Raw genomic sequence first — 14,869 nt, 5'->3', positions numbered from 1 at the left:
CCCTGATATTGACTTAAGTTGATATCGAAAACTGCGCGTCCTTAGCTCAGCTGGATAGAGTACCTGGCTACGAACCAGGCGGTCGGAGGTTCGAATCCTCCAGGACGCGCCACTCTTTAGGTTTTCTTATCACAAGATTAGAAACCCTGATATTGACTTAAGTCGATATCGAAAACTGCGCGTCCTTAGCTCAGCTGGATAGAGTACCTGGCTACGAACCAGGCGGTCGGAGGTTCGAATCCTCCAGGACGCGCCACTCTTTAGGTTTTCTTATCACAAGATTAGAGACCCTGATATTGACTTACGTTGATATCGAAAACCGTGCGTCCTTAGCTCAGCTGGATAGAGTACCTGGCTACGAACCAGGCGGTCGGAGGTTCGAATCCTCCAGGACGCGCCACTATTAGAAAGCCCTGCTAGAAATAGCAGGGCTTTTTTACATTTCTACAACATTAATTTAACATCGATTATGCAAGTTGATGTTTTATTAAGATATTTTCTGTTTCTTTTCCTATTAACACTCTTCTGGCTTGAATACGGTAATAAGTTAATAAAACTCGCAGTTATTTATGCTTGTTTGAGCTTTGATTGCAGATTTATGTGATTTGCGTGAAGAATAATTCCCTAGATTTGTGTTTTATCCTCAATAGCTCATTAAACAAAATTGACAAATTTTAACCAATCGAGATAATCCTAAGCCTCTTGCCAGAATATCTCGCAATATTTCGGCACCAAAGTCACCAACTTGTTGTTGGTCAGCACTGATATTCATAACAATAAAACATGATGTTTTTAGTGAGTATCCAGTGTCATTGTCAGGATGACAAAGAAAGGATGCAAAAATGGATAATATTGGAAGCCTGCTAGTAGACGCCGCAACCATGATGATTACTGGTATGGTTGTTGTGTTTATATTCCTCACTATTCTTGTCTATCTCGTTCGGCTCATGTCAAAACTGGTACCCGAAGAAGTACCTGCGCCGATCGCTACACCAAGTCAAAATAATAAAGTTCAATCACCTTCATCTGCTGTTAGCCCCAAGGTTATGGCGGCGATTTCTGCTGCAGTACATCAATACCGTACTTCAGCAGCAAAGTAGTATTTGAAAGGATTAAAAGGAGTTAATGAGCATGTCTAAACCACTCGCTTTAACGGATGTGGTCCTTCGTGACGCCCATCAATCGCTGTTTGCGACTCGTATGCGTCTAGAGGATATGTTACCTATCGCAGAGGAACTGGATAAGGTCGGTTATTGGTCTCTTGAAACATGGGGCGGTGCAACGTTTGATTCATGTATTCGATTCTTAGGAGAAGATCCTTGGGAGCGTTTACGTGCCTTAAAGAAAGCAATGCCGAATACACCGATGCAAATGTTGCTACGTGGCCAAAACCTATTAGGTTACCGCCATTACGCAGATGATGTGGTTGAAAAGTTTGTTGAACGCGCTCACGCCAACGGTATGGATGTGTTCCGTATCTTTGATGCGATGAACGATGTACGTAACTTTGAAAAAGCGGTGAAGGCCACGGTTGATGTTGGCGCTCACGCGCAGGGTACACTCTCATACACAACCAGCCCAGTACATAACACCGATACTTGGGTCGATTTGGCTAAACGCCTCGAAGACTTAGGCTGTCACTCACTATGTATTAAAGATATGTCGGGTCTGCTTAAGCCTTATGAAGCGGAAGAGCTGATTACTCGTATTAAAGCATCGACTGACATTCCTTTAGCTCTGCACTGTCACGCAACAACCGGGTTATCGACAGCAACGGCTGTTAAAGCAGTAGAAGCCGGTGTAGACATCTTAGATACCGCTATCTCTTCAATGAGCTGTACTTATGGTCACACGCCAACTGAAACGGTTGTCGCTATGCTGCAAGGCACTGAGCGCGATACTAATCTGAAACTCGATCAAATTGAACCTATTGCTGCTTACTTCCGTGAGGTTCGTAAAAAGTATGCGAAGTTTGAAGGCCAACTAAAAGGTGTTGACTCTCGTATCCTCATCGCTCAAGTCCCTGGTGGTATGCTGACCAATATGGAAGGTCAGTTAAAAGAGCAAGGCGCGGCTGATAAGCTTGATGAAGTGTTGGAAGAGATCCCACGCGTACGTGAAGACTTAGGTTACATTCCTCTTGTGACCCCAACTTCTCAGATCGTTGGTACTCAGGCAGTCATTAACGTTCTAACGGGTGAACGATACAAGAGCATCACTAAAGAGACGGCCGGTGTTCTAAAAGGTGAATATGGTGCAGCACCAGCTGAAGTGAACGCCGCGTTACAAGCAAAAGTGTTAGATGGTGCAGAGGCAATCACTTGTCGCCCTGCCGATCTTATTGAAGATGAAATGAACACCCTAACCGATGACCTGTTAACGAAAGCGAAGCAAGAGGGAATTTCTCTCGCTGAAGATACCGTTGATGATGTCCTCACTTACGCACTCTTCCCTCAAGTTGGTCTTAAGTTCCTGAAGAACCGCCATAACCCAGAAGCGTTCGAGCCAGCTCCATGGTTAGAAGAAGCACCGGCTCCTGCTGCTCAAGCAGTGCAAGGTGGTATTGAGTCATACAGCGTGAAAGTGGATGGCCAAGTGTATGATGTTGAAGTAGGCCCTCAGGGTCAGCTAACGTCAGTCGCGCCAACACAAGCTGCAGCGCCTCAGGCCGCATCGGCTCAAGCTGCCCCAGCGGGTAACTCTGAAACGGTTCCGGCTCCGTTAGCGGGTAACATTTTTAAAGTGAATGTACAAAGTGGCGCTGAAGTTGCTGAAGGGGATGTATTACTTATCCTTGAAGCAATGAAGATGGAAACCGAAGTTCGTGCTGCTCGTGGTGGTATTGTTCAAGACCTACACGTCAAAGAAGGTGATTCTGTGACGGTGGGCTCGCCATTGCTTAGCTTGGCATAGGGAACGATCATGGATGGATTAATGACCTTATGGTCCGAAACAGGGATCGCGAACTTTGAGTTTGGCCAGATCTGCATGATGTTGGTTGGGTGTACGCTGCTATTTTTGGCAATTCGTAAAGGTTTTGAACCATTACTGCTTTTGCCAATAGGCTTTGGTGCGATTTTAGCGAATATCCCAAATGCAGGCTTTACTGATGAAGGTGGTTTACTTTACTACGTTTATTACATTGGTATTGAATCTGGCATATTCCCACTACTGATCTTCTTAGGTGTGGGGGCGATGACTGACTTTGGTGCTTTGATCGCTAACCCTAAAACGCTCTGGTTAGGCGCTGCTGCGCAGTTTGGTATTTTCGCAACATTGTTTGGCGCGATCTTACTTAACTATGTACCTGGCATGGAATTTAGCATGCCAGACGCAGCTTCCATTGCGATCATTGGTGGTGCCGATGGCCCAACGGCGATCTTCTTAGCGAGTCAACTTTCGCCGGATCTGTTGGGTGCGATTGCCGTAGCGGCTTATAGCTACATGGCGTTAGTACCGATCATTCAACCGCCGATCATGAAAGCTCTGACAACGCCTGAAGAACGTAAGATCAAAATGGCACAGTTACGTCACGTTGGGAAAGCTGAGAAGATCCTATTTCCATTAGCTGTTCTGTTCATGACGATCTTATTCCTACCGTCTGCGACGCCGCTAGTGGGTATGTTCTGTCTGGGTAACTTAATGCGTGAAGCTGGCGTTGTCGATCGTTTGTCTAAGACCGCTCAAAACGAGTTGATCAACATTGTAACGATCTTCCTCGGTCTGGGTGTCGGTTCAAAGCTACAAGCTGAAGAGTTCTTAAACGTAGAAACACTCGGTATTTTGGCTCTGGGTGCGGTTGCCTTCAGTATTGGTACTGCGGGTGGTGTATTAATGGCGAAACTATTGAACAAGTTCTCGAAAGAAGACATTAACCCGTTGATTGGTGCGGCAGGCGTATCGGCTGTACCGATGGCGGCGCGAGTGGTGAATAAGGTGGGGCTCGATTCAAACCCACAGAACTTCTTGCTTATGCATGCGATGGGACCAAACGTTGCAGGTGTACTTGGCTCGGCAGTTGCTGCGGGTATCTTGCTCGCTCTGGTTGGCTAAAGCGGAAACCGACTCGCTGTTAATAAATAGTCAAATTGAGAGCGAGTGGTTAACTTGCCACCAATAAATGGTATATATTCAAAGGGATGCTTTCGCATCCCTTTTTTGTATCGATAGGGAAATAATGAAATGGAAAACAAACAAATCGCTATCTCTCAATTTGGAGATCCTGACGTTCTCGTGATTCAAACCAGTGAAGTGCCTCAGCCACAAGCTGGGGAAGTACTTATCAAAGTACACTTTGCCGGTATCAACCCTATTGATGTCAAAACTCGAGCCGGCTTAGGTTGGGCGGCATCTGAAAACAAAGACAATTTACCTTGGGTGCCAGGCTATGATATTTCTGGTGAGATTGTTGAATTAGGTGAAGGAAGTGAGCGATTCGCTGTTGGTGAAAATGTTGCTGGATTCATCGGTTTTCCTTTAACAGGCGGTGGCTATAGTCAATACATCTCTGTTCCTGAAAGTACGCTCAGCTTAGTGCCTGATTCGATTACGTTAGAAGCTGCTGCTGCATTACCACTTGCAGGTCAAACAGCCTTGCAGGCGCTGGACAAAGCAGGCGTTAATGAGGGGGATCGTGTTTTGATTCTTGCAGGTGCGGGCGGCGTTGGGCATATTGCTATTCAAGTTGCCGTTGCGGCCAAAGCGGAAGTCTTTACCACCTGTAGTGAAGCTAACCTCGATTATATGGCCACGTTAGGCGCTCATGCTGTTAACTATCAATTCGCTCCTGTATCTGAGCGGGTCGAAGAAGCCGATGTACTCATAGATCTCGTTGGCGGTGATGCTGCACTTGATGCACTTAAATGCTTGAAAGATGGAGCAAAGGTTGTCACAGTGCCGACCCTAACGGCTGAACTCATTTGTGAGAAGGCGAAATTGCTTGGGTTCGAAGCTTCTGGCATGTTAGTTGATCCAAACCCTGAACAGCTTGACGCTTTACTTTATATGGTGAGTGTTGGTTTGGTGAAAACCGAAATTCAGAGAGTTTTTCCGATGGATGAAGTCAGCGCAGCTCACCAACACATAGAAACTGGACACACGAGAGGCAAGATCTTGCTTGATATGCAATGCTAGAAGCGTTTAACAGCGCTTTTGAAAGTTTCGCTTTATGGTTTTCTGATTCAGCACTGTGGGTACTGTTTTTTAGCGGTTTCCTCAGTGCAACCTTGCTCCCCGGCGGCTCTGAAGCCGGTTTAATTGCCACACTCAGCCTCAATCAATTTTCCACATTTATGATCATCTCGGTTGCTACGTTAGGGAACACCCTAGGTGGCTTAACCAATTATTGGCTAGGCTTGTGGCTGCCAAACCGAACTCAAAACGAAAAACATGGTCATAAAGCACTACAATGGCTGAATAAATACGGTTATTGGACTCTTATTTTTAGTTGGTTGCCCATCATTGGTGACCCTTTATGCTTAGCCGCTGGTTGGCTGCGTATGCGTTTTTGGCCGTGTTTCTGGCTGATCCTTATTGGCAAAGCGCTTCGCTATTCAGCTTTGGCTGCGATTTTTTACGGATTCTTTTAAGGGGATGTCATGAGAAAGATTCTGCTTGGTGCATTTTCTCTTGTCGCACTTTATGGTTGCTCTAATAGTAACCTCACTTCTGTTCCATTTTTCTCTTCTCTACCTGAAGGCGTCACACTGATTGAAGAGGTCAGTGCTGAGCCTGGTAAAGCGATGATCCCATACTCAAAATATGAGTTAGATAATGGCTTGACCGTTATTTTGTCTCCGGATCATTCTGATCCTCTTGTTCATGTTGATGTGACTTACCATGTAGGCTCTGCACGAGAAGAAGTCGGTAAATCGGGGTTTGCTCATTTCTTTGAACACATGATGTTCCAAGGCAGTGAGAACGTGGGTGATCAACAACACTTTAAGATCATTACCGAAGCAGGCGGCACGCTAAACGGTACAACGAATCGTGATAGAACCAACTACTTCGAAACGGTGCCCGCTAATCAGCTAGAGAAAATGCTGTGGCTAGAGTCTGATCGAATGGGCTTTTTGTTAGATGCAGTATCGCAGCGTAAGTTTGAGATCCAACGTGACACAGTGAAGAACGAGCGAGCTCAAAATTATGATAACCGCCCGTATGGCTTGATGTGGGAAAAAATGGGTGAAGCCATGTACCCAGAAGGTCACCCGTATTCATGGCAGACGATTGGGTATGTCGAAGATCTTGACCGCGTAGATGTGAATGATCTCAAAGCGTTCTTCTTACGTTGGTATGGTCCGAACAATGCGGTGTTGACCATTGGTGGTGATATCGATAAAGAGCAAACACTGGAATGGGTGAGTAAATACTTTGGCTCGATACCAGAAGGTCCAGAGGTTGAACAAGCTCCAAAACAGCCCGCCAAGTTAACAGAAGATCGTTATGTCACGTTAGAAGACCGAATCCAGCAGCCAATGCTGATGATCGGTTGGCCTACCCAATACAATGGTTCTGAGCAACAAGCTTCACTTAACGCGCTCGCTAATGTACTGGGCAATGGCGCAAATAGCTTACTGTATCAAAAGTTGGTTAAGACTCAGAAAGCGGTAGATGCTGGCGCATTCCAAGACTGTGCTGAACTCTCGTGTACATTTTATGTGTATGCGATGGCACCATCTGGAGAAAAGGGCGCCTTGAAACCGCTTTACCAAGAGCTGATGCAAACATTAGCTGAGTTTGAAGCAAAAGGCGTTGATGAAGCTCGCTTAGAACAAATTACAGGAATGGCCGAAGCCAATGCAGTTTTCGCCTTGCAAAGTGTGCGTGGCAAAGTGTCTCAGTTAGCATCTAATGAAACCTTCTTTAATACGCCTGACCGAATTCAGTCGCAGCTAGAGCAGATTCGATCAGTTACCCCTGAATCGATAATGGACGCCTATAAAACTTACGTCAATGGTCATCATAAGATTGCGCTAAGTGTGGTCCCTCGTGGCAAAATTGAGCTAGCTGCAGCGCCAGCTAACTTTGTGACACCACCAAGAACGTTACCGGAATACCAAAAAATAACTGATGAGCAATTAGCGTATCGTAAAGCAAGCGACGATTTTGACCGATCCGTGATGCCAGAAGTGGCCGAAGGGGTAAAAGCGCAAATGCCAGATTTGTACCGTTTGTATTTTGATAACGGTGCAGAATTGCTCGGGACAGTAAGTTCCGAAACGCCGACAGTACAGCTTGAAATCCGCTTTCCTGCCGGTGAACGTTATGTTAATCGAGGAAAAGAAGGCTTAGCCAACATCACGGCTTCGATGATGGAAGAGGCGACGCTCGATTCTAGTTTAGAAGAGCTGCAAGCTAAGTTAGATAAGCTGGGCAGCACGATTTCAGTCAGTGCAGGTAACTACACGACGAGTATCTCGGTCTCCAGTTTAGAGAAAAACCTGACTGAAACACTTAGCCTAGTCGAAGAGGTGCTGTTTAAGCCGGCATTTCGTGAGCAAGACTTTAAGCGTATTCAAAAACAGATGTTAGAAGGGTTAGTTTACCAACACCAAAAACCAAGTTGGTTAGCTTCTCAGGCCACGCGTCAGGTGCTGTTCTCAGGCTCTGTGTACCAAAGACCAAGTGATGGTACGGAGCGTTCCGTTGCAGCGTTAACTTTGGATGACGTTAAAGCATTCTACAAACAACATTACACGCCTCAAGGGGCGCAGATCATCGTTGTTGGTGATATCTCTAAGCGACAAATCAAGCAAGAGCTTAGCTTTATTGATAACTGGCAAGGAGAGGTAGCACCTTTGCTACGCCCTCAGTTGGTGAAGCCTTTAGAACAACAAAAGGTGTACCTCATTGATAAACCAGGAGCACCGCAAAGTATCGTACGAATGGTTCGTCAGGGCTTGCCTTTTGATGCCACTGGAGAGGTTTACTTAACACAGCTGGCGAACTTCAACCTTGCAGGCAACTTCAATAGTCGAGTGAACCAAAATTTGCGTGAAGATAAAGGCTACACTTATGGTGCGAGCGGTTACCTAGCCTCAAACCGTGAAGTGGGCGCTATCGTGTTTTCCGCGCAAGTGCGTGCAGATTCGACTATTCCATCTATTGAAGAGATGAAAAAAGAGTTAGCCACCTACAGCGAACAGGGCATGAGTGAGGAAGAAATGGCATTCCTTCGTTTAGCCGTTGGTCAACAAGATGCGTTAAAATATGAAACTCCCTCACAGAAAGCGGGTTTACTTAATAGTATTTTGGCGTATAGCTTAGATGAAGACTATTTGAAACAGCGTAATGACATTGTGGAATCGGTAAGCAAACAGACGCTCAATGATTTGGCAGCGAAGTGGTTTAATCCAAACGATTACCAAATTATCGTTGTTGGGGATGCGAAAACGCTGAAACCTCAACTAGAAAGTTTACAGATTCCGATAGAAGAGCTTGAAATCATCCGTTAGAGTACACATAACATAGTGCATGCTAAAAGGGTGAGTGCGCTCACCCTTTATAAATTTATTGTTTAGCCAGTTTGGTATGTTTACCAAACCATTGATATAAGCGAACCTCATTTTGACTGAATTTGCTGCGCGACTTGAGCGAGTTGCTCAAAACCCAGAAGTATTTAAGAGTTTTGGACGTGGTGTAGAGCGCGAAACGTTGCGTTACCATCAAGATGGTCACCTAGCGACAACGCCTCACCCGAGTGAGCTGGGTTCTGCTTATGCCAATAACTGGATCACGACAGACTTTTCTGAATCATTACTCGAGTTCATTACTCCGGTTTCTACTGATATTCCCACGTTAAAAGCCCAGCTAGAAGACATCCACCATTTCACTCAGACTAAATTGGGTGAAGAGAAAATGTGGCCTCTCTCTATGCCTTGTTATGTCGGTAGCGAAGACGACATCAATCTCGCTCAGTATGGTTCATCAAACTCAGGCAAGATGAAGACACTATACCGAGAAGGCTTGAAGAGACGCTATGGAAGCTTGATGCAGATTATTTCAGGCGTGCATTTTAACTTCTCATTCCCAGAGTCTTTTTGGGATCAGTTATTCGGTGAGCAAACTGAAGAAAAACGCCAAGACAGTAAGTCTGAGGCATACTTTGGTTTGATCCGTAATTACTACCGTTTTGGTTGGTTAATTCCTTACTTCTTCGGTGCGTCACCAGCTCTATGTTCTTCATTTATTCAAGGCCGAGATACAAAACTGCCGTTTGAGAAAATTGGTGGGACTTTGTATTTACCTCATGCAACGTCGCTTCGTATGAGTGATTTAGGCTACACCAACAGCGCACAAAGCTCGTTGAAAATTGGCTTTAACAGCTTGGATGAGTATCTTGATGGTTTAAACACGGCGATTCGCACGCCATCGGAAGAGTTTGCCGAGATTGGTGTGAAAGTTGAGGGTGAATACCGTCAGCTAAACAGCAATGTACTGCAGATTGAAAATGAACTTTATGCGCCTATTCGTCCTAAGCGTGTGGCTCAGTCTGGAGAAAAGCCGTCAGAAGCGCTAGCACGAGGTGGTGTTGAGTATATTGAAGTTCGCTCGCTAGATGTGAACCCATACAGTTCAGTGGGTATCAACGAAGATCAGATTCGCTTCCTGGACCTATTCTTAGCTTGGGCTGCACTGACAGACTCTGAACCGATGGATTACTGTGAGCAAGCTTGCTGGCGAGAAAACTGGAACAAAGTGATCGCTGAAGGTCGTAAGTCAGGTTTAGAGCTGCAAATCGGTTGCCGAGGAGAAGTATTAACGCTTCAAGATTGGGCTAAACGCGTGTTTGTTGAATTGGTTCAGATTGCTGAGCAAATGGATGCGGCAAACGGTGGTAATGAGTACCAAGAAGTCTGTTTCAAGTTACTGTCATGGATTGATAATCCTGAGCTGACTATCTCAGGTCAATTACTTGAAGACACCAAACGCCACGGTGGTCTTGGTAAAGTAGGGTGTGCATTTGGTAAAGATTACCGCAACCAACATCTCGATCATCAATACCGTGTTTACAGTCAGCAAGAAATGGAACAAGAAGTTGAACGCTCTCGTTTTGCTCAAAAGCAGGTTGAGGAATCAGACACTCAAAGCTTTGAAGTATTTCTGGATGACTACTTTGCTTACCTAAAGGCTTAGGTGCAAGGGTGAAAAAACGTTTATCCCTGCTATTAGGTGTTGTAGTGTTAAGTGGCTGTGCAACTGCGCCGCCACAAAATCAGTCTAACTTGTGTGAGATTTTTCGAGAGAAACCAAGTTGGTATGATGATGCCGTAGATATGCAGGAAGAGTGGGGAACACCCATTCAAGTGGCTATGGCCTTTGTTAAACAAGAAAGTAGTTTTCGCCATGACGCAAGACCACCTAAAGACTATGTTTTAGGTTTTATCCCTTGGGGACGAGTCAGCAGCGCGTATGGGTATGCTCAAGCTCAAGATCCTGCTTGGGAAGACTTTCAGAAAGCGACCAATCATGGTGGATCTCGAACCAATTTTGCCGATGCACTCATGTTCATCGGTTGGTATACCCATGAGACTCAAAGGCAATTGGGTGTCTCTAAGTGGGACAGTTATAACCAATATCTTGCGTACCATGAAGGGCGCGGTGGTTTCAAAAGGAAGAGCTACCAAGCTAAGCCTTCATTGATACGAGTTGCTCGCAAAGTAGAGCAACAGGCAAAAGATTATGGTTGGCAGCTAAAGCAGTGCCGACAGGAATTAGAAAACAATAGAAGCTGGTTCTTTTAAGAGCAGTGACAATGGAGAAGGACAATGCCGTTATTAGATAGTTTTACTGTAGACCACACTCGAATGAATGCACCAGCTGTGCGTGTGGCGAAAACCATGAACACACCAAAAGGCGATACCATCACAGTATTTGACCTTCGTTTTACAGCGCCAAACAAAGATATTCTATCTGAAAAGGGTATTCACACTCTAGAGCACTTATATGCTGGCTTTATGCGTAACCACTTAAACGGTGACAGCGTAGAAATTATTGATATTTCGCCAATGGGATGTCGTACCGGTTTCTATATGAGCCTGATTGGTACTCCTCAAGAGCAGCAAGTAGCGGATGCGTGGCTAAGTGCGATGCAAGACGTACTGAAAGTGGAAAGCCAGAACAAGATCCCTGAGCTTAACGAATACCAGTGTGGTACAGCGGCAATGCACTCTTTGGATGAAGCAAAGCAAATTGCTGAGACTATTCTTGCTGCAGGTATTTCAGTAAACCAAAATGATGAGCTAGCACTACCAGAAGCGATGTTAAAAGAGCTGAAAGTAGACTAAGTTCAATACACATGAAAAAGGAAGGCGATTGCCTTCCTTTTTTGTATCTGAGGAACCTTATTTAGTTCGCTTTTGGTAACACGACAACCTCAGTCTTAGCCCAGATATCGTGAAAACCGCGCTTTTGAGGATCAAGAGGTACGGTGAAGTTTGCTAGACCAAAACCGGATGTGCCGATACGAATCAGAGCTTGTGTAGTAGAAACGGGCGAACCATCATTACTACGTAGGTGCAGTTTCCAAGCGCGCATTCCTAGCGTCTGTCCTGCACGGGTCCAGAAAAAGACAAAGAAGTAAATCCAAACAAAAGCCAAATAAGCTGTGTAGACAGGGCTCCAGATCGGGTGATTGGTTAAGAAGTCACTGACGTCTGCGTAACCCGCCGCATCAAACAGTCCCATGGCCATTAAAGCATGTAAAATCGCCACAATGATTCCAGCAGCCATCATCTCAACAGCCATAATAATCAAGCCATCATAAAAAAGCGCACCCAACCGGCGAAATAACCCAGCTGGTGGCAAAGTGTCAGTCGTTGACATAAAACCCACTTACCCAAATAAAATAAGGCGAAAGAATATAGCTTCAGTTTTGATCTGAAAAGAGAGCTTGCGCACAGCTTATCAATTTATGGCGATTTTATCGGCAAACGGCAAGCAATTCAGTCTTTTGCCCTTGCACGAATCAATCGCATACGTATAATGCCAAACATCGAAAGGCTAATGCCTCAAGATAATGCCGGTATGGTGAAATTGGTATACACGACGGATTCAAAATCCGTTGCCTTCGGGCGTGGCGGTTCAAGTCCGCCTACCGGTACCATATTTAAATGACAAAGCCTCGACGAAAGTCGGGGCTTTGTTGTATCTGGAGTATAGACAGCGTTGCCTTCGCGGTGGCGGCAGGAATGCCTGTCCAATCAGTCCGCCTACCGGTACCATATTTAAATGATAAAGCCTCGACGAAAGTCGGGGCTTTGTTGTATCTACGACCTATACCTTCGAAGTTCTCACTTTCCCAGCATTTATCCTCTAGCTACTTCAAGTCATGAAATCCATTTTGTTTGTGACAACAAACTTTTAGCGTGATCACTAAAATCATTTCTCTATAGCTAATCCAAACAAAACTTGTCTATTTTTCATGTGGATGCCCAATTGATTGCCTATCTTTTAAATGTAGCTTTAGATAGGGAGCCAATAATGTACCAACTTACACCATATTTGTTTTTTTCAGGAAGATGTGAAGAAGCGTTAGATTTTTATACTAAGTGCTTCGGAGGGGTAGTGCTTACCAAGCAACGTTTTAAAGATGCACCAGTCCAGATCGAAGGTGCTGAGCCAAATTGGGTGATGCATGCGGAGATTGAAGCCTTTGGGCTTAAATTGATGCTCTCTGATGGTGTGGTGGCGAGAGAACTCAGTGGTAATAATGTAGCACTCTCCCTAGTGTTCGATGATTTGGATGAACAAGCTCGTGTCTATGATAAGTTGCTAGAGGGGGGACATATTATGAGACCACTCGAAGATGCCTTCTGGGGAGGACGTTTTGGTAAAGTGGAAGATCAATTTGGTGTTCGCTGGATACTGCATTGTGATTTGGTTAAGTAGTAAAGGCCTGAATCGTTATTGATCTCTCATTACTTAATGCGAGTAGTGAATTCGCATTCTTATTCACCTAGAATTATAAATTGATAGAAGATTGATAAGTTGTACATATCGTGGCGAGTATAAAGATTACTGTAGATAGATTGCAGCCAGGGCTGCACATTCGTCTTCCTGTAAAATGGAATGAGCATCCTTTCTTATTTAATAGCTTTAAAGTCAAAGATGAAGAGACCATCCGCTTGATCCGCCACCTTGGTATCAAGCATGTCTTTATTAATCCAAATCAAAGTGACACAGAGCCACTTCCTCCTTCATCTCAAAGTGAATCTCCCATTGAGAAGCCTGACGCCACTGAGTTAGAAGCAAAGAAGCTTTGGAAAGAGAAGCAAGATCGAATTGAAAAGCTGAGCGCATACCGTCGCAGGGTCATCAACTGCGAGAAAGAGTTTGAGCGTTCACTATCACGCATGCGCGCAGTCATGAACAAAATTCGTAATCGCCCAGAGCAGGCTGTTGATGAAGCTAGCCAGTTGGTTAACGATATCGTTGATAAGTTATTGAGTGATGATAACGTCACTCTGCATTTAATGAACGGTAAAAGTGAATTTGAAGATATCTACTTCCATTCTTTAAATGTTTCTGTTGTAGCGATGATGATTGCGAAAGCGAAAAAGCTCAGTGCAGCAGAGATAAAAGAAGTGGCGTTTGCCTCTTTATTTCACGATATGGGTAAAGTAAAAGTCCCGACAGCGATACTACGCAAACAGACTGTCCTGACAGAGCCAGAAAAGAACTACCTCAAGTTGCATACAAAGTATGGCTTAGAGATAGCAGCGAATATGGAGCATTTTCCAGAAAGTGCGCGTACTGTTATTGCGCAGCATCATGAACTCAATGATGGTTCGGGCTATCCTGAAGGTTTAAAGGAAAAAGATATCGATCCTTTAACGCAGATTGTAGCAGTAGCAAATGCCTACGATAATCTTTGCCATAGTAATATAGCAGCAGAGCAGAAAATTCCTTATGTTGCTCTTTCTCACTTATATAAGAACTGTAAACACCTATACAATACCGACAACTTGGGCTTGCTGATCAAGTTCATGGGGATCTACCCGCCCGGAACGGTGGTACAACTGTCCAATGATATGGTCGGCCTCGTTATTTCAGTGAATGCCAAAAACATCCTTTTCCCTAACGTTCTTATCTATGATCCATCAGTACCTCGTACGCAGGCTCCTATTATTGACCTTGCAGAGAAGGAGCTAAAGATTGTGAATGCCGTTTTACCCAACAAACTTCCAGATAAAGTCCGTGAGTATCTCAATCCAAGGTCAAGAATCTCTTACTTCTTTGATTCTGACGACTAGTTATCCACAGTAAACTGTGAATAAGATCTGTGTAATATGGGTGTAAACAAGGCTTTGAGTGATATCTGTTCGCTTAAGCCTTTTTTTTGATAAAAATTCACTATTTCGCTTGCCATCGATCAGGAACTCCCTATAATGCGCATCCACTGACACGGCAGACGCCACAAGGCTTCAGCGGTGAAACAGTAAAGCCAACTAGGAAAATTTCAGATTGAAAAGTTTGAAATAAAAAATTCAAAAAAGTGTTTGACACTTGAGAATGAAACGCTAGAATGGCTGCCTCTTCCGAAGTGATGTGAGTCACAAAGAAGAACGCTCTTTAACAATATAAACCTATCAATCTGTGTGGGCACTCGTTGATGATAATCCAATGCTTATTTCGATAAGCACAAAGATTTCAATGAACTGAGTGACCAATACGAATCGTAAGATTCGGCACAGTCAATTCATTATCGTTCTGTTGGARCGATAATAGCTTTAAAATTACATTAGTAGTTTTGAAGTCAGTATTCATTGAGTCAGTCCTTAGGGACATCAAAATCTTAAATTGAAGAGTTTGATCATGGCTCAGATTGAACGCTGGCGGCAGGCCTAACACATGCAAGTCGAGCGGA

12 protein-coding genes, 4 tRNA genes and 1 rRNA gene are annotated in these 14,869 nt (G+C 44.6%); 16 read left to right on the top strand and 1 reads right to left on the bottom strand.

The features are described 5' to 3' along the window. Positions 1 to 35 precede the first annotated feature (35 nt). The 12 genes from EJ063_RS19840 to luxS all read left to right on the top strand — a co-directional run bounded on the left by EJ063_RS19840 (position 36) and on the right by luxS (position 11,288). Positions 36 to 112: transfer RNA gene (locus EJ063_RS19840), tRNA-Arg, on the top strand. Between the two features lie 67 nt (positions 113 to 179). Next, a tRNA-Arg gene (locus EJ063_RS19835) sits at positions 180 to 256 on the top strand. 67 nt (positions 257 to 323) lie between these two features. Next, positions 324 to 400 (top strand) — tRNA-Arg (locus EJ063_RS19830). A 442-nt stretch (positions 401 to 842) separates the two neighbouring features. Continuing rightward, positions 843 to 1,100, top strand: coding sequence for an oxaloacetate decarboxylase subunit gamma (locus EJ063_RS19825; protein ID WP_126576011.1), 258 nt, complete (start codon positions 843 to 845; stop codon positions 1,098 to 1,100). Positions 1,101 to 1,131: 31 nt separating this feature from the next. After that, on the top strand, positions 1,132 to 2,913 hold the full coding sequence (gene oadA, locus EJ063_RS19820) for a sodium-extruding oxaloacetate decarboxylase subunit alpha (protein WP_126576010.1): 1,782 nt from the start codon (positions 1,132 to 1,134) through the stop codon (positions 2,911 to 2,913). 9 nt (positions 2,914 to 2,922) lie between these two features. Continuing rightward, the gene (locus EJ063_RS19815) at positions 2,923 to 4,053 is read left to right on the top strand and encodes a sodium ion-translocating decarboxylase subunit beta (RefSeq protein ID WP_126576009.1); all 1,131 of its coding nucleotides are present in this window, start codon (positions 2,923 to 2,925) and stop codon (positions 4,051 to 4,053) included. A gap of 129 nt (positions 4,054 to 4,182) precedes the next feature. Then, positions 4,183 to 5,133 carry an NADP-dependent oxidoreductase gene (locus EJ063_RS19810; protein WP_126576008.1) on the top strand — a complete coding sequence of 317 codons (951 nt, stop codon included), beginning with the start codon at positions 4,183 to 4,185 and terminating at the stop codon, positions 5,131 to 5,133. Next, positions 5,127 to 5,588, top strand: coding sequence for a YqaA family protein (locus tag EJ063_RS19805; RefSeq protein WP_126576007.1), 462 nt, complete (start codon positions 5,127 to 5,129; stop codon positions 5,586 to 5,588). The genes EJ063_RS19810 and EJ063_RS19805 overlap by 7 nt, the downstream gene beginning before the upstream one ends. 9 nt (positions 5,589 to 5,597) lie before the next feature. Beyond that, positions 5,598 to 8,456, top strand: coding sequence for a M16 family metallopeptidase (locus EJ063_RS19800; RefSeq protein WP_126576006.1), 2,859 nt, complete (start codon positions 5,598 to 5,600; stop codon positions 8,454 to 8,456). Between the two features lie 112 nt (positions 8,457 to 8,568). After that, entirely contained in the window at positions 8,569 to 10,137 is a 1,569-nt protein-coding gene (gene gshA / locus EJ063_RS19795) for a glutamate--cysteine ligase (RefSeq protein ID WP_126576005.1), read from the top strand. 8 nt (positions 10,138 to 10,145) lie between these two features. Further along, the gene (locus EJ063_RS19790) at positions 10,146 to 10,745 is read left to right on the top strand and encodes a transglycosylase SLT domain-containing protein (protein WP_126576004.1); all 600 of its coding nucleotides are present in this window, start codon (positions 10,146 to 10,148) and stop codon (positions 10,743 to 10,745) included. A 24-nt stretch (positions 10,746 to 10,769) separates the two neighbouring features. Further along, positions 10,770 to 11,288, top strand: a complete 519-nt coding sequence (gene luxS / locus EJ063_RS19785) for an S-ribosylhomocysteine lyase (protein ID WP_126576003.1) — start codon at positions 10,770 to 10,772, stop codon at positions 11,286 to 11,288. Positions 11,289 to 11,349: 61 nt separating this feature from the next. Here luxS and EJ063_RS19780 read toward each other — a convergent pair whose 3' ends face one another. Next, positions 11,350 to 11,826 carry an RDD family protein gene (locus EJ063_RS19780; RefSeq protein ID WP_126576002.1) on the bottom strand — a complete coding sequence of 159 codons (477 nt, stop codon included), beginning with the start codon at positions 11,824 to 11,826 and terminating at the stop codon, positions 11,350 to 11,352. A 195-nt stretch (positions 11,827 to 12,021) separates the two neighbouring features. Here EJ063_RS19780 and EJ063_RS19775 point away from each other — a divergent pair. The 4 genes from EJ063_RS19775 to EJ063_RS19755 form a co-directional block, all read left to right on the top strand. Next, positions 12,022 to 12,106 (top strand) — tRNA-Leu (locus EJ063_RS19775). A 377-nt stretch (positions 12,107 to 12,483) separates the two neighbouring features. Beyond that, on the top strand, positions 12,484 to 12,891 hold the full coding sequence (locus EJ063_RS19765) for a VOC family protein (protein WP_126576000.1): 408 nt from the start codon (positions 12,484 to 12,486) through the stop codon (positions 12,889 to 12,891). A gap of 110 nt (positions 12,892 to 13,001) precedes the next feature. Beyond that, entirely contained in the window at positions 13,002 to 14,255 is a 1,254-nt protein-coding gene (locus EJ063_RS19760) for a cyclic di-GMP phosphodiesterase (RefSeq protein WP_126575999.1), read from the top strand. A 544-nt stretch (positions 14,256 to 14,799) separates the two neighbouring features. Then, positions 14,800 to 14,869: ribosomal RNA gene (locus EJ063_RS19755) — 16S ribosomal RNA — on the top strand; the annotation flags it as partial.

Origin of the sequence: Vibrio aquaticus, assembly GCF_003970385.1 — a bacterium.
Lineage (GTDB): Bacteria > Pseudomonadota > Gammaproteobacteria > Enterobacterales > Vibrionaceae > Vibrio > Vibrio aquaticus.
Note: the sequence above shows the minus strand (reverse complement) of the source record. Positions and strands in the feature narration are given on the sequence as shown.

What these genes read in the sequence shown, in the direction of transcription:
- EJ063_RS19825 (WP_126576011.1), top strand. Translation starts at nt 843, where the DNA reads ATGGATAATATTGGAAGCCTGCTAGTAGACGCCGCAACCATGATGATT.
- oadA (WP_126576010.1), top strand. Translation starts at nt 1,132, where the DNA reads ATGTCTAAACCACTCGCTTTAACGGATGTGGTCCTTCGTGACGCCCAT.
- EJ063_RS19815 (WP_126576009.1), top strand. Translation starts at nt 2,923, where the DNA reads ATGGATGGATTAATGACCTTATGGTCCGAAACAGGGATCGCGAACTTT.
- EJ063_RS19810 (WP_126576008.1), top strand. Translation starts at nt 4,183, where the DNA reads ATGGAAAACAAACAAATCGCTATCTCTCAATTTGGAGATCCTGACGTT.
- EJ063_RS19805 (WP_126576007.1), top strand. Translation starts at nt 5,127, where the DNA reads ATGCTAGAAGCGTTTAACAGCGCTTTTGAAAGTTTCGCTTTATGGTTT.
- EJ063_RS19800 (WP_126576006.1), top strand. Translation starts at nt 5,598, where the DNA reads ATGAGAAAGATTCTGCTTGGTGCATTTTCTCTTGTCGCACTTTATGGT.
- luxS (WP_126576003.1), top strand. Translation starts at nt 10,770, where the DNA reads ATGCCGTTATTAGATAGTTTTACTGTAGACCACACTCGAATGAATGCA.
- EJ063_RS19780 (WP_126576002.1), bottom strand. Translation starts at nt 11,826, where the DNA reads ATGTCAACGACTGACACTTTGCCACCAGCTGGGTTATTTCGCCGGTTG.
- EJ063_RS19765 (WP_126576000.1), top strand. Translation starts at nt 12,484, where the DNA reads ATGTACCAACTTACACCATATTTGTTTTTTTCAGGAAGATGTGAAGAA.